Here is a 20,809-nt window from a genome sequence, read left to right as displayed (position 1 = left end):
CGGTGCTCGTCGAACCGCGTTCATGGAAAACAGGACCATCTCGCCCACGGGCACGGAAGACGACGTCGTCTACGACTCGAGCCTGCGTCCGCGGCGCTTCAGCGAATACGTCGGTCAGGACAAGGTCAAGGCCAACCTCGCCATCGCCATCACCGCCGCCAAGCAGCGCGGTGACGTCCTCGACCACCTGCTCTTCCACGGCCCTCCCGGGCTCGGCAAGACCTCGCTGGCGCACCTCATCTCGCACGAGATGGGGGTAGACATCCGTCCTACCTCGGGTCCGGTGATCGAGCGCCCCGGGGACCTGGCCGCTCTGCTGACGAACCTGGATGCCGGCGACATCCTGTTCATCGACGAGATCCATCGCCTCAACCACGTGGTGGAGGAGGTGCTCTACCCGGCCATGGAAGACTTCCAGGTGGACGTGATGATCGGGCAGGGTCCCGGCGCCAAGTCCATCAAGCTCGATCTGAAGCGCTTCACCCTCATCGGCGCCACCACCCGTTCCGGCCTCTTGACGCCGGCCTTGCGCAACCGGTTCGGCGCGGTGTTCCGCCTCGACTTCTACGAGCCGGAGGTACTGACCAAGCTGTTGGCCCGCTCGGCGTCGCTGCTGGGCGTGGGCGGCGACGACGCGGGTTTCATGGAAATCGCGCGCCGCTCCCGCGGCACGCCGCGCATCGCCAACCGGCTGCTGCGCCGGGTGCGGGACTACGCGGAGGTCCACGGCGAGGGCAGGGTCACCCGGCCGGTGGCGTGCCGGGCGCTGGAGATGCTGGAGGTGGACGAGCAGGGGTGCGACAAGATGGACACGCTGATCCTCGTCACCATCATCGACAAGTTCGACGGCGGTCCGGTGGGCCTGGACACCCTCGCCGCCGCCACCGGCGAGGAGCGCGGCACCGTCGAGGACGCCTACGAACCCTACCTCATCCAGGCCGGTTTCCTGGAGCGGCGTCCCCAGGGCCGAGTGGCCACGCCGATGGCCTACCGGCACCTGGGACGGTCGCAGTCGGCGTCGCGCGTGGACCGGGAGAAGCGCCAGAAGCGTTTGCTGTAGGCGGCGCGCGAGGCGCTTGTGCTCATTTCCTTTGTGCTTTGCCGGTGGAAACGTTAGTGTGATGCCGTGCATTCGTATTCCGTGCCTGGTGTGACGCAACGCACCAGGGCAGCGGGTATGGCCACTCCAATGAGCAGCACAGCCAAGGCCGACGAAGAACGGGCGCAGGCGCTGCAATCCGCGGAACGCAGACGGCGCCGGCGCGAGGGGTGGTTGATCCTCATCGCCGCCCTGTTGATCCTGCTGTTCGCGTTCTTCGAGGACATCCTTCCGGACGTTTCCGCGGACTACACCCTCGTCAGCAATATCGCGTTCTTCCTGCTGGTCAACCTCAACATCATCCTGCTGGTGTTGCTGGTGTTCCTGGTGGTGCGGAACCTCCTGAAGCTGGTGCTGGACCGGCGCCGGCGCATCCTGGGCTCCCGCCTCCAGGCCCGCCTGGTGTTCGCGTTCATCGGTCTGTCGCTGGTGCCCACCGTGTTCCTGTTCCTGACCGCCGGAAGCCTGGTGACGCGATCGGTGGACAAATGGTTCGACGCCCAGGTGGTCAACGCCCTCAGGGGCTCCCTCGACATCAGCTCCACCTACTACCAGAACTCGGCCGACAACGCGCTTTTCTTCGCGCGCGAGCTAAGCCACCGCATCGGCGACGCGAAACTCTTCGAGCCGCAAGGCCTCGACGGGTTGAAGCGTCTGGTGGAGGAGAAGCAGCGAGAATACAACCTCGGCACGGTGGAGGTCTACAAGCCCGACGGGACCGCGCTGGTGAAGGCGTTCAACGACCAGGTCCCCACCGGAGTGACGGTCCGGCCCCGGGCGGATTTTCTCGACAGCGCGTTGCGCGGCCTCGAGGTGACCCGGAGCGAGACGTTGGGCGACGGCGACGTGCTGCGCGGCGCGGTGCCGGTCTACGGCGAGGGCCGGCGCATCATCGGAGCGGTGGTGGCGGACTTCTTCGTGCCCGTGAGCGTCAGCAAGAAGGCGCGGGCGATCTCCCGATCGTACGAAGAGTACAAGCACATGGCCATCCTCAACGAGCCGGTGAAGAACGCGTACATGCTGACGCTGCTGCTCATCACGCTGGTCATGATCTTCGCGGCTTCGTGGTTCGGCTTTGCGCTGGCCAAGGGGATCACGGTACCGATCCAGCAGTTGGCGGAGGGCACGCACGAAGTCGCCCACGGCAACCTGGACTACCGCATCGAGAGCGGCGGCGACGACGAGATCGGCACCCTGGTGGCCTCGTTCAACCAGATGACCGAGGACCTCAAGCACACCCACTCCGAGCTGGAGCAGCGCCGGCAATACATGGAGACGCTGCTCGCCAACATCACCGCCGGGGTGATCTCGGTGGACCGGTCCGGGAAGGTGACCATCGTCAACAAGGCCGCGGAGCAGATCCTGGACCTGCGCGCCGCGGACATCCTGCACCGGCGCTACGAGGAGGCGCTGGGAGCACCGGAGCTGCAGCCCCTGCTCGACGTCATCGAGCAGGTAAAGGACGGCGTCGCGGTGGAGTGCGGGGTGCGTGTCGGCGGTGCCGAGCGGGCGCGGATGCTCATGACCGTGGCCGCCGATCTGCGCGACGACGAGGGCCGCACGCTCGGGGTGATGGTGTTCATGGAAGACCTCACCGAGATCCAGAGCGTGCAGCGGGTGGAAGCGTGGCGCGAGGTGGCGCGGCGCATCGCCCACGAGATCAAGAACCCGCTGACGCCGATCCAGCTCTCGGCACAGCGCCTGCGCAAGCGTTACGAGAACGTCCTGGACGGAGACGGCGCGGTGCTCGACAAGTGCACGTCCACCATCATCCGGCAGGTGGAGGAGCTCAAGACCCTGGTGAACGAGTTCTCGAACTTTGCGCGGCTGCCCACCGCGAAGCTTGGCCCCGACGATTTGAACGACGTGGTGCGGGAAGCGCTGTTCCTTTTCAAGGAGGGTCACCGGGAGGTCGAGTTCGATTTCTCGGAGCAGGATACCATTCCGTTGGTGGAGCTGGACCGCGAGCAGATCAAGCGCGCCTTGTTCAACCTGCTGGACAACGCGGTGGCGTCCCTCAAAGGCGGCGGACGCGTCGAGATCGCCACGCGCTTCGACGAAGCCTTCGGCATGGTGCGGCTGGAGGTGGCGGACGAGGGCGAGGGCATCGCCCGTGAGGAACGGGGGCGGATCTTCGAGCCGTACTATTCGACCAAGGAGGACGGCACGGGCCTGGGCCTTTCGATCGTCGGCACCATCGTCGCCGACCACCGGGGATACATCCGCGTGCGCCAGAACCAGCCCCGCGGCACGCGCTTCATCATCGAGTTGCCGGCGGCCGCGCAGGTCGAGCCGCTCGACATCCGCGCGAGCGAGGCGTCCTGACGCGGGAGCGCGGAAGGCGGGAACACCACACCAGTGGAGGATTCACAAACGATGCAGGCAGCGCAACGAACCGTGCTGGTGGTGGACGACGAGGACGTCATCCGCGAAACCGTGCGGGAGATACTCGCCGACGAGGGCTACCGCGTGATCGCGGCAACCGAGGGCTCCGAGGTCCTGCACCTGGTGGCGCAGGAGGCCCCGGACGTGATTCTGCTGGACATCTGGATGCCCGAGATGGACGGTATCGTGCTGCTCAAGCAGATCAAGAGCGTGCACCCGGACGCGCGCGTCATCATGATATCCGGCCACGGGAGCATCCACACCGCGGTGACCGCCACCAAGCTCGGCGCCTTCGACTTCATCGAGAAGCCGCTCTCCCTGGACGGGCTGCTGGCCACCATCAAGCGCGCCTGCGGCGATGCGCGGCGGGAGGGTCCGGTGGCGGAGCAGCAGTTGCGGCTGCGCTGGGCCGCGGGAGCGTCGTCCGGGGCTGGTTCCGCGAACGGCGGCGCGCCCCAGAAGACCCTCAAGAAGAGCGTCGTGGCATGCGGCCTGGGGCTGCATTCGGGCGTCAACACCGGCGTCATCCTGCACCCGTTGCCGGAGAACAGCGGCATTCACTTCGGGGGCATCTCCGGCGACGCCACGGTCCCCGCCCACCTGGACTTCGTGCGCTCCACCGATTTCGCCACGTCGTTGCGCCGCGGCGCCGTGGTGGTGGGCACCGTGGAGCACTTGATGGCGGCCCTTTACGCCTACGGCATCACCAACCTGTTGATCAAGATGTACGGCGAGATCCCCATCATGGACGGCTCGGCCATCGAGTTCTGCCGCCTGATCGAGGAGGCCGGGGTGGAGGAGCAGGAGGCGGCGTGCCCCGAGATCGTCATCGATCGGACCCTGAGCGTGACCGGAGACGGGCCGGAGGAGATCCTCATCGAACCGGCCGACGTCTTCACGGTGGACTACCGCCTGCGGTATCCGAGTCCCGTGGGGGCTCAGGAATACGTCTACGTCCACGGCGGAGCGGCGTCGTTCCGGGATGAGATCGCCCCGGCGCGGACCTTCGGCTTCTTGCGCGATTTCGAGAAGCTCGAACGGATGGGCTTGATCAAGGGGGGCCGCCTCGGGAACTGCATTCTCATCGACGACGAGCGCGTGATCAACACCTCCCTGCGCTTCGACGATGAATTCGTGCGTCACAAGATACTGGATATCGTCGGCGACTTCTCGCTCATGGGCCGTCCCATTCGCGGCCGCGTGCGCGCGCGGATGACGGGTCACGCGGACAATGTCGCGCTCTTGCGGCGCGTCGCGGAAACCTACGGCCTCCCCGGGTTCGAGACCGGCGCCGGCGCCCACGCCGCGGCGGAGCCGGCGCGCTGACTCTTCCCGGAACAGGGGGTCCTCGGACAGGAGCCTAGTTCCCGGTAAGCCCGAGCAGGCGCGCGTAGGCGTCGGGCAGGGGCGTCAGCCTGCGTTCACGGCCGAGGCACGCGTGCTTCGTCCAGCCGGACGCCAGCGCGGTGCGGTCTCCCTCCAGGCCGATGCGATAATGGAACCTCACCGCCACGGGGCTGAGCGATTCGATGGTGGTCTCGATCCACAGCAGGTTGTCGTAGAGGGCCGGTTTGCGGTAACGGCACTGGACTTCCGTCACCGGGAAAAAGATCCCGTCGCGTTCCGCCTGGTCGTAGGGAATGCCCGCCTGGCGCATGAACTCGGTCCTGCCGATTTCGAACCAGCGGAGATAGTTGGCGTAATAGGCGACACCCATCTGGTCGGTGTCGCCGTAGATTACCCGGTAGGTGGTGATGTTCTTCACGAGGCGCGTCGTCTCGGAAGGGCGGCCTGTACGCCGGATGGGAGACGGGAGGCGCCGGTCAGGCGCCGGCCTGGCCCCCCGGAGGGTTGTTCTGGTTGCGGTCCCAGCGATCGATGCTGGGAACCTGAACGTCCATGGAGCCGTCGCCCCGGATCACGCGGAAAGTGATGACGTCGCCGGCCTGTTTCTTCCACACCTCCCGGTAGAGCTGGGGCCGGGTCTGTACCTCCTGCCGCTCCACGGCCAGGACGATGTCGCCCTGCTTGAGCCCCGCTTTCTCCGCGGGTCCGGACGGGGTGACTCCGGTGATGAGCACGTGACCGCCCATGGCCTGTGAGTAGAGCCCGAGCCAGGGCCGCGCGGGGCGACTGCGCACCCGGCCCAGGTTTCGCAGCTCGTCCGCGTCCCGAAGGTAGTACTCCACCGGGATGGCCATGGTGAATTTTCCGATGTCGTTGAGGTTCAGCGAGACGACTCCCAGCAACCGTCCGCGGGAGTCCGCCAGGGTGCCGCCGCCGAAGCCCGGATTGAAGGCGCTCACACGGATGGACTTCTCCAGCATGTACTCCCACTGTCCGTCGTAGCCTTCCAGCGACGTCACGTTGCCGTCGCTGACGCGCCGGTTGTGCTGTCCGCTACTGGCGATCATGAAGGCCGGCTGCCCCACGGTCAGGGTCTCCGCCGGGCGCAGGAAGGGCAGGTCGTGGGCGTCGATCTTGACCAGGGCGATGCCGCTGTCGAAGTCCTGGGCCATGAGCTGCCCGGGGTATTGCTTCCCGTCCGCGAGCGTCACGGTGATGGAGTCGGCGCCGTTGACGACGTAGTTGACCGTGAGAATGACGCCGTCGGCGTCGACGATCGTCCCCGAGCCCATGCGCTCGGTGCCAAGGTTCCGCGCGGAAGGATGCTGTGCCGGCACCGTGGTGTTGAGGTCTGCCGTGGCGAGCAACACCGCGTGCACGAGTCCGAGACGGGCGTTCACGCGTCGCCTCCGACGCAGTTGCGCCAGCGGGCGCGGCCTCGACGCCCGGCGTTCCGGAGATGCGGGGAAAATCTCACGGACTCATGCGTTAGCAGAAACGATTCACGTACACAAGGCGCGCCCGTGCAGGGGCTCCGGAGATTGACAGGCTTGATGCCTGCCAGCTATGAAGATCGTTTGACTGGAGCCGCCTTGAAGATCCCTCTTAGCCGAATCGAGACCGTACCCAGGGAGACCCGCTTCACCGAACCCCTCGACATCGTTGGGGAAGAAGCCTGGGCCACGGTCCGCTTCCCGTCGCCGGTCCAGGTCGACGTCACCTACTATCGGTCGGGACGGGAAATATTCTTCCACGGGAGCCTCAAGGGAGCGGCGCGAGCCGAGTGCGGCCGCTGCCTGGAGGATTGCGGCTTCATTATTGAAAAATCCTTCGACTTCGTATTGACCCCGGACCCCCTTCCGACTAATAAGAACATGGAGCTTACGGCGGACGAAATGGGCTTGAGCTTCTACACCGGGGAGGACATCGACCTCTCGCCCTTCGTCCGTGAGCAGACGTTGCTCGCCCTGCCCCTCCGGCCCCTGTGCAGTGACAATTGCCGCGGCCTGTGCCCCGACTGCGGCGCCGAGTTGAACCGGACCACGTGCGGGTGCACGTCGCCGGGGGATCTCCGCATGGCCGTTTTTCGCAACCTCCGGCCGGACCGGCCGTAGCGCCGGCACGCCGGCAAACACAGGATGAAGACATGCCCGTACCCAAGAGAAGAACCTCCAACAGCAAGCGCAACAAGCGCCGCGCCCATGACGCCATCGCGGTCCCGCAGTGGGTCACTTGCTCCCGCTGCGGCGCGGCGATGCTGAGGCACCGGGTCTGCGCGGCCTGCGGCTACTACAAGGCGCGGCCGGTCACGACCGGCGAAGACACCTAGGGTGCTCTCGAGTGCGCCTGTCCCCTGTGCGTGATGCGGCGGATTATCGTTGACGCGATGGGCGGTGACCACGGCCCGAGTGTCGTCGTGGACGGAGCTCTGGAGGCGGCGGAGGAGTATGGGGTGGAGGTGACCCTGGTCAGCCAGGGGCACGCCGTGGAGTCCGAGCTGTCGAGCCGCAAGTACGACCCGGCGGCCGTACGCGTGCTGTCCGCGGCGACGTTCATCGGCATGCAAGACTCGCCCAGCCGCGCCCTGAAACAGAAGGATTCCACCATGAGGGCCGCCTTCGACCGGCTGAAGGCCGGGGAAGGGGACGCGGTGGTAAGCGCGGGGAATTCCGGGGCCATGTTGGCCATCGGCATGTTCGTACTGGGGCGGTTGCCCGGCGTGGACCGGCCGGCGATCCTGGCGGTGAGCCCGTCCCTGTCCGGCGGCACCGTGCTGGTGGACGGGGGTGCCAACACCGACTGCAAGCCCCGGCAACTCGTGCAGTTCGCGCATATGGGAGCCATTTACTCGGAGAAGATTCTCGGCATCGCCCGCCCGCGGGTCGGTGTCCTGAGCAACGGCGAGGAGGAAAGCAAGGGCAATGACCTCACGCGCGAGGCGCTTGGCGAGTTGCGGGGTTCGGACCTGAACTTCGTGGGTTACGTGGAGGGCCGGGACATCACGAACGGCCGGGTCGAGGTCGTGGTCTGTGACGGCTTCACCGGCAACGTCGCGCTGAAGACCATGGAGGGTCTCGGACAGTTCGTTTCCACGGTGCTCAAGGAAGCGTTCCGCAGCAGCCTGTCGAGCCGCCTGGGGTACCTGTTGAGCCGAGGCGCCATAAGACGCGCCTACGACCGTCTCGACTACGCGCACTACGGCGGCGCGCCGCTGATCGGCTTGAACGGCATCGCCATCGTCGCGCACGGGGGCTCGTCCGCGAAGGCCATCAAGAACGCCGTGCGGGTCGCGGCCGAGGCCGTCTCGCAGGACGTCAACAGAGAGATCGTGAGCGCGCTTGGTTGAGAACGGTGAAGGAGCAGACTCGAACCGCTTTCGTCTTTCCCGGGCAGGGTTCCCAGTACGTGGGCATGGGCCAAGCCTTGTGCGACCGGTTCCCCGAGGCCGCGGCCGTCTTTGAAGAGGCGGAGGATGCCTTGGGTTTCGGCTTGCGGGAGCTCTGCTTCCACGGTCCCGAGGCCGACCTCAACCGAACGGAAAACACGCAACCCGCGATCCTGACAGTGTCCGTGGCGGCGCTGCGGGTGCTGGAAGGCCAGTGCGGTCTCAAGCCCGCCTGGGTGGCGGGGCACAGCCTCGGAGAGTACAGCGCCCTGGTGTGCGCGGGCGCGCTCGGGCTGGCGGACGCGGCGCGGGTGGTGCGGGAGCGGGGCCGTCTGATGCAGCAGGCCGTACCCGAGGGCGAGGGCGGCATGGCCGCCATTCTCGGGCTGGAGGCCGCCGCCGTGGAGGGGATCTGCGCCGAGGCGGCGGACGGCGAGGTGGTGGCCCCGGCCAACCTGAACGGCGGCGGGCAGGTGGTGGTGTCCGGCGCGTGCGCGGCCGTGCGACGGGCCGCCCAACTGGCACGCGAACGGGGCGCGCGCAAGGTGGTGGAGCTGGCGGTGAGCGCGCCGTTCCACTGCGCGTTGATGAAACCCGCGGCCGAGGGTTTGCGCGAGGTGCTGGAGGCCGTGGCGGTGCGTCCCTTGTCGGTGGGAGTCGTCACCAACGTCGAGGCGGCGGTGAACGCGGACCCGGCGCGGGTGAAACCCCTGCTGGTGGAGCAGGTGGTGGCGCCGGTTCGCTGGGACGAGTCGGTGCGCGCGCTGGTGGAGCTTGGTTGCGAGCGCGCCGTGGAAATCGGTCCCGGCAGGGTCCTCTCGGGACTCATCCGACGCATCGACCGGGGCGTGCACAACCTCCACGTGGAAGCGCCCGAGGACGTGGACAAGCTCGTGACGGAGCTGGGGGCCTGACGGGCATGGCGGCGGCACCGTTGGCGGACAGAGTCGCGCTGGTCACGGGCGGGAGCAGGGGCATCGGACGGGCGGTGGTCCTGTGCCTGGCCGGGCTGGGCGCCCGGGTCATCATCAACTACCGGGAGAACCACGCGGCGGCCGAGGAGGTGCTGGAAGCAGTTCTGAGCGACAACGGTCGCGCCGAGTTGGCACCCTTCGACGTGGGACGGGCGGACGAGGTGGAGGCGGCCGTCAAGGGGATCATTGACGGGCATGAAAAACTTGATATTTTAATCAACAATGCGGGTGTGACCGGCGACGGTTTGTTGCTGCGCCAATCGTCCCCGGACTGGGATCGGATCATCGACGTCAATCTGAGAGGCCTGTTCCACTGCACCAAGGCGGCCGCGAGGAGGATGATCCGGCAACGGTACGGACGGATCGTGAACCTGACCTCGGTGGCCGGGCAAATGGGAAACGTTGGCCAGTCGGTTTATGCTGCTTCCAAGGCGGGCATCGAGGGGTTCACCAAGTCCATGGCCCGGGAACTCGCGCCGCGCGGCATTACCGTCAACGCGGTGGCACCGGGCTTCATCGAAACGGAGATGACGGCCAGCCTGAACGAGGAAACCCGCGGCCGTTATCTCGAGGCGATTCCCCTGGGACGGTTCGGCGGCGGCGACGACGTTGCGCGAACCGTGGCTTTTCTGGCGGGACCTGGGGGCGAGTACATCACCGGGCAGACCATCGCGGTCAACGGCGGCCTGTATATGTGACTTTGGTGATTTTGCCACCGGCGGAGAGCGCGGGACACCCGTCATCGCGAATACGAGCACGGATACGAAGAGGAGGGTACAAGATGGCGACAGAGGTCGAGGCGAGGGTCAAGGAGATCATCTGTGAGCAACTGGGAGTGAGCGACGGAGAAGTCAGTCCCGAAGCCTCGTTCATCGAGGATCTGGGGGCCGATTCTCTGGACATCGTCGAGCTGGTCATGGCGTTGGAGGAAGAGTACGAGATGGAGATCTCGGACGAGGACGCCGAAAAGATCAAGACCGTGCAAGACGTCATCGACTACATCGTGAGCCACCGATAGCGTCCGGGACGTGCGTTCGCCGCGCGGTCTCATCCGCCCGGCGGGAACGTGCCACGCCTATGAAAGGGCATGGGTGACCCTTTGGTCGCGCCATGCCGCTCAACGACGAGGAACAGAGAGTGATCTCAGCCAGCCTGGAACAAGTCGATCCCGAGGTGTTTCAAGCGATCGCCGACGAGAGCGAGCGCCTCGAGTCCAACCTGGAGTTGATCGCGTCCGAGAATGTGGTGAGCGAGGCCGTGCTCGAGGCCCAGGGCTCGCTCATGACCAACAAGTACGCGGAGGGCTATCCGGGGCGGCGCTACTACGGTGGCTGCGAGTACGTGGACGTGGTGGAGCGTCTGGCGGTGGAGCGGGCCAGGGAGCTGTTCGGCGCGGAGCACGTCAATGTCCAGCCGCACTCGGGTTCCCAGGCGAACATGGCCGTCTACTTCGCCGTGCTGAACCCCGGTGACACCTACCTCGGGATGAACCTTTCCCACGGTGGGCACCTGTCCATGGGGAGTCCCGTGAACTTCTCCGGGCGGCTTTACAACGTGGTGCCCTACGGCGTCTCGGAGGAAACCGAGACCATCGACTACGACGCGTTGGCGGATCTGGCCCGCGAGCAGCGCCCGCGCCTCATCGTGGCGGGCGCGAGCGCGTATCCGCGCACCATCGACTACCCCAGGTTCCGCGAGATCGCGGACGAGGTGGGAGCGCTGCTGATGGTGGACATGGCGCACATCGCCGGACTGGTCGCCGCCGGCTGCCACCCGAGCCCGGTGCCCCACGCGGACTTCGTCACCACCACCACGCACAAGACCCTGCGGGGGCCGCGCGGGGGCATGATCCTCTGTCGCGAGGAACACGCCAAGACGCTCAACAGCCGGGTGTTTCCGGGCATGCAGGGAGGCCCCCTCATGCACGTCATCGCGGCCAAGGCGGTAGGTTTGAAGGAAGCCGCGACCCCGGAGTTCGCCGACTACCAGCGGCAGATCGTCGCCAACGCCAAGGCCCTGGCCGGCGCGCTGATGGAACGCGGCTTTCGCCTGGTTTCCGGCGGCACCGAGAACCACCTGATGCTGATGGACCTGCGGGACTCCGAACTCACGGGCAAGCTCGCGCAGGACACTCTGGAGCAGGCGGGAATCACCGCCAACCGCAACACCGTACCCTTCGACAACCGCTCGCCGTTCGTCACCAGCGGCGTGCGCATCGGCACCCCGGCCGTCACCACACGCGGCATGAAGGAGCCGGAAATGCGGCTCGTCGCCGAGCTGATCCAGCGCGCCCTCTCCCACGTCGGAGATGACGCCGGACTCGCCGCCGTCGCCGCCGACGTGCGGGCACTGTGCGAGCGCTTTCCCGTGTACCGCGGAAAGACGGCGGTTCCATGAAATGCCCCTTTTGCCGCCAGTCCAACAGCCACGTCATCGACTCCCGGCTGGGGAAGGACGGCGAGATGATCCGGCGGCGGCGGGAGTGCATGGTGTGCTCGCGCCGCTTCACCACCTACGAGCGCGTGGAAGAGGCCATGCCCATGGTGGTGAAGAAAGACGGACGCCGGGAAGCCTTCGACCGACTCAAGATCATCAACGGACTCAAGCGCGCCTGTCAGAAGCGTCCCGTCAGCATGGACGCCATCGAGGCCATGGCCGACAGCATCGAGCGCGGCCTCCAGGAACGCGGCGAAAAGGAGGTCCCCGGCTCCATCATCGGCGAGGCCGCCATGCGCGAGCTGCACGATACCGATGCGGTGGCCTACGTCCGTTTCGCCTCGGTCTACCGTTCCTTCAAGGACCTCAACGAGTTCATGGCCGAGTTGGAGGACCTCCTCAACCAGCGGAGCAACCGCGCCACGCCCAAGCCGCCGCGCAAGGCGGGAACTCCGCGCAAGGTGCGGCGGAAGTCCGCCGGTGCCGGCAACCCTCCGACCTCCGCTCCCTCCGGCAGCGAATCGGCATGAGACGCGCTTCAAGGCGAGCGACGGCCGCGCACGCGCGGGCAACCGTACTCCCTGGCCGATCGAAGCTCCGTCCGCCGGTCCTCGGGCGCGCCCTCGGGCAGGTGTGAGCATGGAACCGTGGCCGTTGGTTTCCCCGACTCAGCCATGAACGTTTCCGCGCACAGTGATGAGCGTTACATGGGCGCGGCCCTCCGGCTGGCGCGCCGGGCGGCGGGCCGGACCAGCCCGAATCCCATGGTGGGCGCGGTGGTGGTGCGTGACGGGCGTGTCGTGGGGCGCGGCCATCATGCCCGGGCCGGCGCGGACCACGCGGAGGTGGCCGCCCTTCGCGACGCCGGAGCGGCGGCGCGCGGCGCCACGCTCTACGTCAACCTGGAGCCCTGCAGCCACTTCGGACGTACGCCCCCATGCGCCCGCGCCGTCATCGAGGCAGGTGTCGCACGGGTGGTGGCGGGCATGATCGACGCCAACCCCGCGGTGGCGGGCCGTGGCGTGCAGGCTCTGCGCGATGCCGGTATCCGCGTGGATGCGCCGGTGCGGGAAGAGGAATGCCGCCGGCTCAACGAGGCCTTCGTCAAGCACGTCACCCGTGGGCTGCCCTTCGTCACCCTCAAGCTGGCGGCCTCCCTGGACGGCCGCATCGCCACCGCCACCGGAGACTCCCGCTGGGTCACCGGACCGGCCGCGCGCCGCTACGTGCACCGCCTGCGCAACGAGCTGGATGCCGTATTGGTGGGCTCCGGCACCGTGCTCGCCGACGACCCCCAGCTCACCTGCCGCCTGCCGGGCGGACGCGACCCGTTGCGCGTCGTGCTGGACCGGCGCCTGCGCACGCCCCTCACCGCCAAGCTGGTCACCCAGCCGCACCCCGAGAGGACCGTGCTGGTCACCGGCAACGACGCCCCCGCGGACCACGGCAAGCGCCTGCAAGACCTCGGGGTCCAGGTGTGGCGCTTCCCCGTGAGCCGCGGCCGCATCTCCTTCCGGCGCGTGCTGCGGAAGCTCGCCCGCGCGGACGTCCTCAGCGTCCTGGTGGAAGGCGGCGCCGTGACCGCGGCCCGCGCCATTTCCGAAAAGGCCGTGGACAAGGTCCTGTGCTTCTACGCCCCCAAGTTCATCGGCGCCGAGGGCCTCCCCATGGTGGGCGACCTCGGCATCGAGCGCATGCGCCAAAGCCCGCGGCTGGAAGCCCCGACGGTCCGGAGGCTGGGCGAGGATATCCTGGTGTCGGCGTACCTGTGAGGCAACTTCCTGCGATGCTCTTGTTCCAAGGTCGTGACTGTCGCTCTAGTGACACCACTACTGGTATTGAATGGGCATTTGCAGTCGATTTGAACGGTTGTTATATCACTTGGACTGAACGTTTGGAGTAACTAATGCCTGATTTCGAGCAAGGGTTCCGCGACGCTGAACGTGCTTCCGCGATGATGTTGGACGCGGTAGCGGAGCTGACAAAGCTGGCTAGGCAATTGCAGAAGGCGGCCCGGGAAGGTTCCATCGTCGGTATGAAGAGGGTTCAGGAGAGACTTGATGGCGCGTTGGCGTCCGTGAGCCAATCGACGTCCAATGCCACGCAATCCTGGCCATTCACGGATATCGACGAAGAGCAGTATCTCGGGGACAGTTACGTAGGGGAGTTGCGCCGTGTCGCTTCCGAGCGCGGGCTGACGATTCACGAACGGGAAGGTCGCTTGGTCTCTCATCCTTCCATCTTGCGTGTCATTCCCAGTGACCGGGCGGTTCGTGTCGACAAGAAGAAGGTTTCCACCATCCGCCCATCTTACTTGGTCGGTCTACTGCTAGGGAACCAGAAGAAGGCCGGCCGCTTCGAGTCGGCCCGGTTTCTTGAATCGCTTTACAGTGTCTACGTGGAGATTGTGCGCGACGTGTCCGCGGATTTGGCTGGTAGTGGAGGCTTCGGGACAGTCGTGCCGCTCGACCGCATCTACCGACTGTTCACATCCCTACCCGGCAGCAGTCGAGACTATGACCGTACCGACTTCGCACGAGACGTTTACCTCCTCGATTTGAATGGTCCCCGATCGACACGTAAGGGCGCCTCCGTTTCTTTTCCATCCTCCACGGGTGCGCGCAGTGCCAAGGGCTTGTTTACGTTCGTGGGTCCTGACGGCAACGATGTGGCGTATTACGGGATACGATTTTCCGGAGGCGGCTGATGTCGACAACCTTACCGTTACAGGAGTGGATGCGGTTCATTGACGATGAGTATTTGTCGTCCGGATTCATCAGGGACGGTGGTGCGGCGGTGAAGTTCGCAGTAACTCCCGAGCTATTGAAGTCGGCGCTCCAAGACACCGTGAGGCAGCGCTGCGACGAGGACGGCTTTGTCGTTGCCAGTCTGAACGCTGCAGAGTTGCGAGCGCACATGCCCCAGGACATTTTCTTCGGGCTGGCCCGTCAAGTCGATTGGCGACTTCTGGCCCGTCGTTTCATCCTTTGTTCGGCGGCGGAGAAGTCCTACTCCGTCGACGGTCTGGATGTCAACGCCTCCGACAATATCTTCGATGCTATTGCCGACGCTAACGCTCTGGAGAAGCGGCTGATCATACAGAACCTGAGGCCGATCATTCAGGACAAAGTCTTCAGGAACCCGAACATGGCCCGAGACTTCCGTGTGGCCATGTGCCACCTTTGCGAAAACGAGGATGTTCTGGAAAGCGGCTCCTACAACGCTCAGCCCATCCTCGATTGGTTGAGGGGAGACAACACTCGCGTCAGCAGCGTTCGTCCTTTCGCCATCTACAGCGGCATCAACCGAACGACGGCGCGATACTTCATCCAGTCCACGCTCTATTGGATCCAGTTTTCCGGCTGCGCAGGGACGGTGGTGTTGCTGGATAACTCACGGGTGACGCTGGCGCGCAACCCGAAGGACGGCCGCCGCTATTACAGTCGGGCCATGACCCTGGACCACTACGAATTGCTGCGCGAGTTTGTCGACGACAGCGATCGCTTGCCTGGGATGCTCCTATTCGTTTTGACCAACGACGAGTTTCTCGACGAAAGTCCAGCCTCCAGAGGCTACGGCGTATATCCGGCTCTACGCACCAGGATCATGAATGACGTGCGTGACCGAAATCTTGTCAATCCTGTGGCGTCTCTGGTCCGACTGTCGTGAGAAGCCCGTCAGTGATTGGGCTTCCGGGTCAGCGCTAGTCGCACATCCCGTGGTTCATCATCACTGAATGGAGGAGGAAACGGTGCCCACTGAACAGTCCGTGACAACCTGCCGGCGTGCTCTTGAAGCGCTCCGCAACGGCGTGCCAAACAGGGATGCCGTGAGCCTTCTCGGCTGCAACCAGCCAGAGGCGGAACGCCAGTTCGACGAACAGCTCACCAAGGCTGCCGATGGGGAGGCCCCGCCCGAGGATGCTCTCGGGATGCTCGTGTCGGGTGACTTCGGTGCGGGCAAGTCGCATCTTCTTACCTACCTGGAACAACTGGCCCTGTCCCGTGGTTTTGTCTGCAGCAGGGTCGCCGTCAGCAAGGAAACGCCACTCTACGACCTTGGCAAGGTGTACAAATCCGCCGTGGAGAACGGCCGGCTCCCCAAGCGTCGCGGCCGCTTAATCGAGGAGTTGGGACAGTCCCTGAATTTCAACTCTGCCGCCTACGCCCGTCTCTATGAGTGGACGAACCGAGCCGCAGAGGCCGGTATCTTCAATCGCATGTTTCCGGCAAGCCTCATGGTCTATGAGAGGCTGAATGGCGACCTTGATCTCCACTGGGACATCGAGCGGTTTTGGGCGGGCGAGAAAATCAAGATCTCGCGCGTGAAGGACGGCCTACGCCAGATCGGCCAATATCGGAATTATTCCTTTGGCGCACCTAAGGCAGCGGAGCTGCCGTCGCAGTGGCTGCGGTTTGCAACCCAACTGATCAAGGGCGCTGGCTACAAGGGTTGGGTCGTGCTGCTAGACGAGATCGAGTTGATCGGTTCCTACTCGCTGTTGCAACGGGGCCGGGCGTACGCGGAGTTGGCCCGGTGGATTGGCAAAGCGGTCGGAGAGAAGAATCCCGGGTTGGTCGTTGTGGGGACGGTGTCAGGGGACTTTGCCACCGCCGTCATTAGCACGGACGGCAAGAAGGATCGTGATTATGTAGGTCCGAAGATGGCATCCAGCCGGTACATGGAACTTGCTCCGCGCGCCGAGACCGGTATGCGGCTCCTGGAACAGGCGTGCCAAAAAGAACTGGGACGACCTGCCGAAGCTGACATGCACGACACGCTGGAGAAGCTTCGTCAAATTTATTCTACTGCCTACGAATGGGATGCTCCCCCGTTGGCAGCGAAGACCGCCGGCGATAGCCATCGTAACCGGATGCGTTACAGAGTAAGGGCAGCAATCAATGAGTGGGACCTGCGGCGGCTTTACCCTGGTGCAAAGCCTGAGATCGAGGGTGAAGAGTATCGCTTGGCGTACACGGAGGACCGAGACCTGGAACGCGGCTCTGAGGACGAGAGCACGGATTCCCTGTGATCGCGCCTGGAACTGAACCGTGTCTATCGCCGACGTAACCGAGACCCTAGGATCGGGGGTAGTAGCGTGGCTACGGTTCGTCAAGGACGAAGACGGCAACGGTATCCGAGCCGGACTGTTCCAAACGACGCCCAACGGCGCGCCTGTCAGTTTTCGTTTTACCCGGGCCAGGATGGGACGGCAGTCGGTCAACTCGGAGGTGATGTCACGGCTGAGCGACACTTTGTTCGGTGGCATGGAGCCTTGCCCTGTGCTGGTGCTCACCTTGGCGGCGGAGACGCCACGGGACGGAGTGATCCCCCATGAACCTTCCAGTGGCTCTTCAGTCTACCGCGTCGTGACGACGGCGGGCCTCAAAGAGAATCGTGAGGGGCGCCCCGGCGAGGTGCTGCGAACCACAAGGGTAGCTGTCGATGGGCAATCCGAGCACCTCGACGATGAGACAGTCTCACATCAACTCTTGAACCAAGTTCTATGTGGTGCCGATCCGACCGAGCCGTTCGAGCGCACCCGCCGCGGCCTGGATGAAGCGTTCGCGGATCCACATGTGCAGGCCCTGACCGCAACGTCGGGCCTTGTTGTCGTAGTCAGTCTGACGTCGTTGCAGGTCGCAGCCGAATCTTCCGAATCTCCCGGATCTCCGGGATACCGGGTTCCGGCGGAGAATGACGAAGAGGGCAACGCGATCCCACGAGATGGTTTGACGCTGGCGGAACGCCTCTGGGCGGTACTGGCAGCCCCCACAAGTGTACCTCGGGAATCTGAGGACCACTCATTGAGTTGGCCCGGCGAGTTGATGCCGTTTCAGAAGGACGGCGTGCGTGCGTTGTTGGAGAATGAGCGTTTGCTTCTGGCTGACGACATGGGCTTGGGGAAGACCGTCCAGGCCATCGCCGCCTTACGGATTCTTCAGATGCAGGGCGAGGTCAAAACGTGTCTCGTGGCCGCACCAGCCAGTCTTCTGGACCAGTGGAGGCGCGAGTTGGCGAAATGGGCTCCAGATCTCTCCGCCATCATTGTCCGTGGCGTCCCCAACGATCGCGACTGGCAGTGGAACGCCGACGTGGACGTTACTTTGATCAGCTACGACACGTTACGGGCGGACTTCAGCAGGGGACCGGAGTTGCCGTTGCGCGGACAAACCTGGGATTTGGTTGTTGCCGACGAGGCCCAGCGCATCAAGAACCGGAACGATACCAGTCGTGCCCTCAAGGGTTTGCGGCGGCGGCGTTCGTGGGCGCTAACGGGTACGCCTATCGAAAATCATGAAGAGGAGTTGGCCTCGATCCTGGAGTTTGTGGACCATGATGACGGCGGCTTGGTGAGCAGCTACTATCCGGGCGTGAGATTGCAGGCGCGGCATAGGGAGTTGCAGGTTCGCCGGAAGAAGGCCGATGTCCTGGCCGATCTCCCGCCAAAGCAGACGACCAAGGTGACAATTGACTTGAACCCGAGGCAGCGTGAGAGCTACGACAAGGCGGAGAAGGAAGGAATCGTGTATCTCAAGTCCCTGGGGACCGAGGTCGGCGTCGAGCACGTCCTTCAGCTCATCACGCGTTTGAAGCAGATCTGCAACGCAGATCCCAAGACGGGTGAGTCCAGCAAGCTCGCCGACATCCGAGAACGCTTGCTACAATTGTCGGCACAAGGGCACAAGGCGTTGGTGTTTTCCCAGTACACCAGCGAAGTGTTTGGGGTGACGGCTGCCGCACAATACCTGAGCGAATTTGGGCCGCTGTCCTTTACTGGCGCCATGAACGCAGAGGAAAGGGAGGCCGTCGTCCAGCGGTTCAAGGCGAACAGCGAGCACCGGGCGTTGGTGCTGTCCCTACGAGCCGGCGGCCTGGGGCTCAATCTGCAAGAAGCGTCCTATGTATTTCACCTCGATCGGTGGTGGAACCCGGCAGTGGAGCGCCAAGCAGAGGATCGCAGCCATCGTATGGGCCAACCTGTCAAGGTAAATGTGATCAAATATTCCAGCACCGGCACCATCGAACAACGCATTGACGAGATCCTGGAAAGAAAGCAAAAGCTGTTCGATGAACTGGTGGATGATGTGTCGTTGGATTTGTCTGCCCAGATGACGCGCGAAGAACTCTTCGGCCTGTTCGCGTTGGAAGCGACGGTCGCTTCACCCGGCCGCCGGTGAAGATCGCGCCACACCAGGCGTCGTGCCGTACCCCCTCATACGGCCTCAAGGTTCCAGCGGGTTCAGTGTGTTCACCCCTTCGAGGCTGGCGGCTTCGCATAGGCGAGTATCCGCGCAGACGAATGTCAGCGGACCAGGCACATCGTTCCGGACCACCAAACATCCCGCGAGCTGAAGCGCGTCGTAGGCCCTGAGCGGATGACGGTCGAGCAAGCGCGCCGCCTCCTCCATCACCGCCGACGTGCAGGGTTGAACGAGAAATGTCCCCGTCGCGTCTTCCTCGATCTGTTTGAGGACGCGGTCCGCGTCCGCACTCGGGACGTCGCCCTGACGTTGGCGGCGACGGATTGCGGACCTTGACTCAATCAAGGTGATGTCCAGGATGACCCCCTGTACGGCATCACGATCCGCCGTCAGGGCCACGACTCGGGCGCTTCCCTCCTCCTCGATGTAGAGTTTGACCAGCGCGCTGGTATCGAGATAGACGCTTGCCATGAGACCGGGTCAGCGTCTGTCCTCAATCACGGTATCGGAAATCGAGCCGCCCCGGATTCGGATTGGCGTGAATCTATTCGCCTGCCTTTGGGCTTCCGGTTGAAACAGGGGATGCCTTCGATTGGTCCGTATCGCAGTCACCGGATGGTGCGGCTGATTGGGGTTCGGGACTTGGCTGGTGAGGATCATGCGCTGGTCCGTCGCATAACGCAGCAGGGAATGGAGCGTGCCCGGATCACGCGTCCATTCGTGTCCGCTCGCGGGAAGTACTTGATCGCGAAACCACTTCAGACCAACGAAAGGGCGGGTGCCTTCAACTCTCCTGAGTTCGTCAAGAAATTGTTTCAATGGCTCGCCTAGTTCGGAAGGACCGGAGAATTCCTCGAAGTCTGGAATGCCAGCCGCGGTTTGGCTGTCGCCGTGCTCGATCTTCCCGACCGGAATGAAGCGGATCACCACCTCGCAACGGTCCGGGTCAAAGTAGCTGGCTGCTGCGTCGTCCCGGACTTTTCTGCCGCCATTCAGGTTGCGAATGCTGACTTGCGGATCATGATCTCCGACTGGGAGGTGTCTTAATCCTTCTAGTGACGGCGGCAGTGTTGCCGTAGTCAAGTTTGCGAGACCCTCCTCTATTTCTCGCTGTATATGGGCGATCTTCATCTAGCAATCTCCTTATAATGATTTAGATATTATCTCTAAAATATCGTGATTTTAAAGTAGGGTCAACACCCTCCGATCGGGTCTCGACGAAGGAAACCGGTTGTCGGAAAGGCTTGGGTTGGACTCAGACTCTACATCAGTCGCCTCAACTCGACCACAGGCGTGGATTCTGGTAAGCGTGTGGGACGGAGAAGCAAATCGACGACTCCGGACCCCACTAACGACCATGTTTACGGGACTCATCGAAGACGTTGGGAAAATCTCTCGCTGGCGCGCCGAGCCCGAAGGCGGCGCACTCACCTTCGAGAGCGCGCTGCCGGGGCGGGAGATCGCGCTGGGGGACAGCATCGCGGTGAACGGCTGCTGCCTGACGGTGGTCAAGAAAGCGGCCCGGCGGCTTACGGTGGACGTTTCTCCCGAAACGCTGAAGCGCACGAACCTGTCGGACCTCGCCGAGGGCGGCCGCGTCAACCTGGAACGGCCGCTGCAGCTCAACGACCGGCTCGGCGGGCACATGGTCACGGGACACGTCGATGCCGTGGGACAGATCACCCGCGTGGAGCCGAGTGGCGACTTCACCTCCTTCCGCTTCAGCGTCCCCGCGGCGGTCGGACGTCTGCTGGTGCCCAAAGGCTCCATCGCCGTGGACGGCATCAGCCTGACCGTGAACGAATGCACGTCGCGATCCTTCTCGGTGGCGATCATACCCTTCACGCTGGCGCATACGAATTTGCAGGACCGTGGTGTTGGTGATAGAGTCAACCTCGAAGCCGACATCATCGGCAAGTACGTTCAACAATTCGTGAAGGCCTATCGCACTCCGCCGCGCGCGCCGGAGAACCGGTGA

General features: G+C 64.3%; 21 protein-coding genes. 17 read left to right on the top strand and 4 right to left on the bottom strand.

Annotation, left to right across the window (positions count from 1 at the left end; genetic code table 11):
• The first annotated feature begins 22 nt into the window (after positions 1-22).
• From ruvB to lpxC, 3 genes are all read left to right on the top strand, one after another.
• Positions 23-1,060, top strand: coding sequence for a Holliday junction branch migration DNA helicase RuvB (ruvB, locus tag OXF11_09070; GenBank protein ID MCY4487251.1), 1,038 nt, complete (start codon positions 23-25; stop codon positions 1,058-1,060).
• Positions 1,061-1,189: 129 nt separating this feature from the next.
• Positions 1,190-3,424, top strand: coding sequence for an ATP-binding protein (locus tag OXF11_09065; protein ID MCY4487250.1), 2,235 nt, complete (start codon positions 1,190-1,192; stop codon positions 3,422-3,424).
• A 51-nt stretch (positions 3,425-3,475) separates the two neighbouring features.
• Entirely contained in the window at positions 3,476-4,810 is a 1,335-nt protein-coding gene (gene lpxC / locus OXF11_09060) for a UDP-3-O-acyl-N-acetylglucosamine deacetylase (protein MCY4487249.1), read from the top strand.
• 34 nt (positions 4,811-4,844) lie between these two features.
• Here lpxC and OXF11_09055 read toward each other — a convergent pair whose 3' ends face one another.
• Complete coding sequence (locus OXF11_09055; GenBank protein MCY4487248.1) at positions 4,845-5,249, bottom strand: thioesterase family protein; 405 nt, start codon at positions 5,247-5,249, stop codon at positions 4,845-4,847.
• Positions 5,250-5,307: 58 nt separating this feature from the next.
• Positions 5,308-6,231 (bottom strand): S1C family serine protease, encoded by a 924-nt coding sequence (locus tag OXF11_09050; GenBank protein ID MCY4487247.1) that lies wholly within the window; start codon positions 6,229-6,231, stop codon positions 5,308-5,310.
• A gap of 192 nt (positions 6,232-6,423) precedes the next feature.
• Between OXF11_09050 and OXF11_09045 the strand changes: the two genes are divergently transcribed.
• The 13 genes from OXF11_09045 to OXF11_08985 all read left to right on the top strand — a co-directional run bounded on the left by OXF11_09045 (position 6,424) and on the right by OXF11_08985 (position 18,807).
• Positions 6,424-6,945 (top strand): DUF177 domain-containing protein, encoded by a 522-nt coding sequence (locus tag OXF11_09045; GenBank protein MCY4487246.1) that lies wholly within the window; start codon positions 6,424-6,426, stop codon positions 6,943-6,945.
• A 32-nt stretch (positions 6,946-6,977) separates the two neighbouring features.
• Positions 6,978-7,160 (top strand): 50S ribosomal protein L32, encoded by a 183-nt coding sequence (gene rpmF, locus OXF11_09040; GenBank protein MCY4487245.1) that lies wholly within the window; start codon positions 6,978-6,980, stop codon positions 7,158-7,160.
• Positions 7,161-7,193: 33 nt separating this feature from the next.
• A complete protein-coding gene (plsX, locus tag OXF11_09035; GenBank protein MCY4487244.1) occupies positions 7,194-8,177 on the top strand; it encodes a phosphate acyltransferase PlsX in 984 nt (327 codons plus the stop codon).
• A gap of 5 nt (positions 8,178-8,182) precedes the next feature.
• Positions 8,183-9,130, top strand: a complete 948-nt coding sequence (gene fabD / locus OXF11_09030; GenBank protein MCY4487243.1) for an ACP S-malonyltransferase — start codon at positions 8,183-8,185, stop codon at positions 9,128-9,130.
• 5 nt (positions 9,131-9,135) lie between these two features.
• Positions 9,136-9,888: a 3-oxoacyl-[acyl-carrier-protein] reductase gene (gene fabG, locus OXF11_09025; GenBank protein ID MCY4487242.1), complete on the top strand. Its 753-nt coding sequence runs from the start codon at positions 9,136-9,138 to the stop codon at positions 9,886-9,888.
• 83 nt (positions 9,889-9,971) lie between these two features.
• Positions 9,972-10,208, top strand: coding sequence for an acyl carrier protein (gene acpP, locus OXF11_09020; protein MCY4487241.1), 237 nt, complete (start codon positions 9,972-9,974; stop codon positions 10,206-10,208).
• 122 nt (positions 10,209-10,330) lie between these two features.
• Entirely contained in the window at positions 10,331-11,587 is a 1,257-nt protein-coding gene (locus OXF11_09015) for a serine hydroxymethyltransferase (GenBank protein ID MCY4487240.1), read from the top strand.
• Positions 11,584-12,156 (top strand): transcriptional regulator NrdR, encoded by a 573-nt coding sequence (nrdR, locus tag OXF11_09010; GenBank protein ID MCY4487239.1) that lies wholly within the window; start codon positions 11,584-11,586, stop codon positions 12,154-12,156. The genes OXF11_09015 and nrdR overlap by 4 nt, the downstream gene beginning before the upstream one ends.
• Before the next feature lie 144 nt (positions 12,157-12,300).
• Positions 12,301-13,398, top strand: a complete 1,098-nt coding sequence (gene ribD, locus OXF11_09005) for a bifunctional diaminohydroxyphosphoribosylaminopyrimidine deaminase/5-amino-6-(5-phosphoribosylamino)uracil reductase RibD (GenBank protein ID MCY4487238.1) — start codon at positions 12,301-12,303, stop codon at positions 13,396-13,398.
• Between the two features lie 134 nt (positions 13,399-13,532).
• Positions 13,533-14,333, top strand: a complete 801-nt coding sequence (locus OXF11_09000) for a hypothetical protein (protein MCY4487237.1) — start codon at positions 13,533-13,535, stop codon at positions 14,331-14,333.
• Positions 14,333-15,295 carry a DUF2791 family P-loop domain-containing protein gene (locus OXF11_08995; GenBank protein ID MCY4487236.1) on the top strand — a complete coding sequence of 321 codons (963 nt, stop codon included), beginning with the start codon at positions 14,333-14,335 and terminating at the stop codon, positions 15,293-15,295. Before OXF11_09000 ends, OXF11_08995 begins: the two co-directional genes overlap by 1 nt.
• Positions 15,296-15,377: 82 nt before the next feature.
• Positions 15,378-16,658 carry a DUF2791 family P-loop domain-containing protein gene (locus tag OXF11_08990; GenBank protein MCY4487235.1) on the top strand — a complete coding sequence of 427 codons (1,281 nt, stop codon included), beginning with the start codon at positions 15,378-15,380 and terminating at the stop codon, positions 16,656-16,658.
• A 19-nt stretch (positions 16,659-16,677) separates the two neighbouring features.
• Positions 16,678-18,807, top strand: a complete 2,130-nt coding sequence (locus OXF11_08985; protein MCY4487234.1) for a DEAD/DEAH box helicase — start codon at positions 16,678-16,680, stop codon at positions 18,805-18,807.
• A 45-nt stretch (positions 18,808-18,852) separates the two neighbouring features.
• Here OXF11_08985 and OXF11_08980 read toward each other — a convergent pair whose 3' ends face one another.
• Both OXF11_08980 and OXF11_08975 read right to left on the bottom strand, forming a co-directional pair.
• Positions 18,853-19,302, bottom strand: coding sequence for a type II toxin-antitoxin system VapC family toxin (locus tag OXF11_08980; GenBank protein ID MCY4487233.1), 450 nt, complete (start codon positions 19,300-19,302; stop codon positions 18,853-18,855).
• A gap of 9 nt (positions 19,303-19,311) precedes the next feature.
• Positions 19,312-19,962 (bottom strand): hypothetical protein, encoded by a 651-nt coding sequence (locus tag OXF11_08975; protein ID MCY4487232.1) that lies wholly within the window; start codon positions 19,960-19,962, stop codon positions 19,312-19,314.
• 226 nt (positions 19,963-20,188) lie between these two features.
• Between OXF11_08975 and OXF11_08970 the strand changes: the two genes are divergently transcribed.
• On the top strand, positions 20,189-20,809 hold the full coding sequence (locus OXF11_08970; protein MCY4487231.1) for a riboflavin synthase: 621 nt from the start codon (positions 20,189-20,191) through the stop codon (positions 20,807-20,809).

It is taken from the genome of Deltaproteobacteria bacterium, from assembly GCA_026712905.1.
Lineage (GTDB): Bacteria > Desulfobacterota > Binatia > UBA9968 > JAJDTQ01 > JAJDTQ01.
This window is presented reverse-complemented; position numbering and strand designations above follow the sequence as displayed.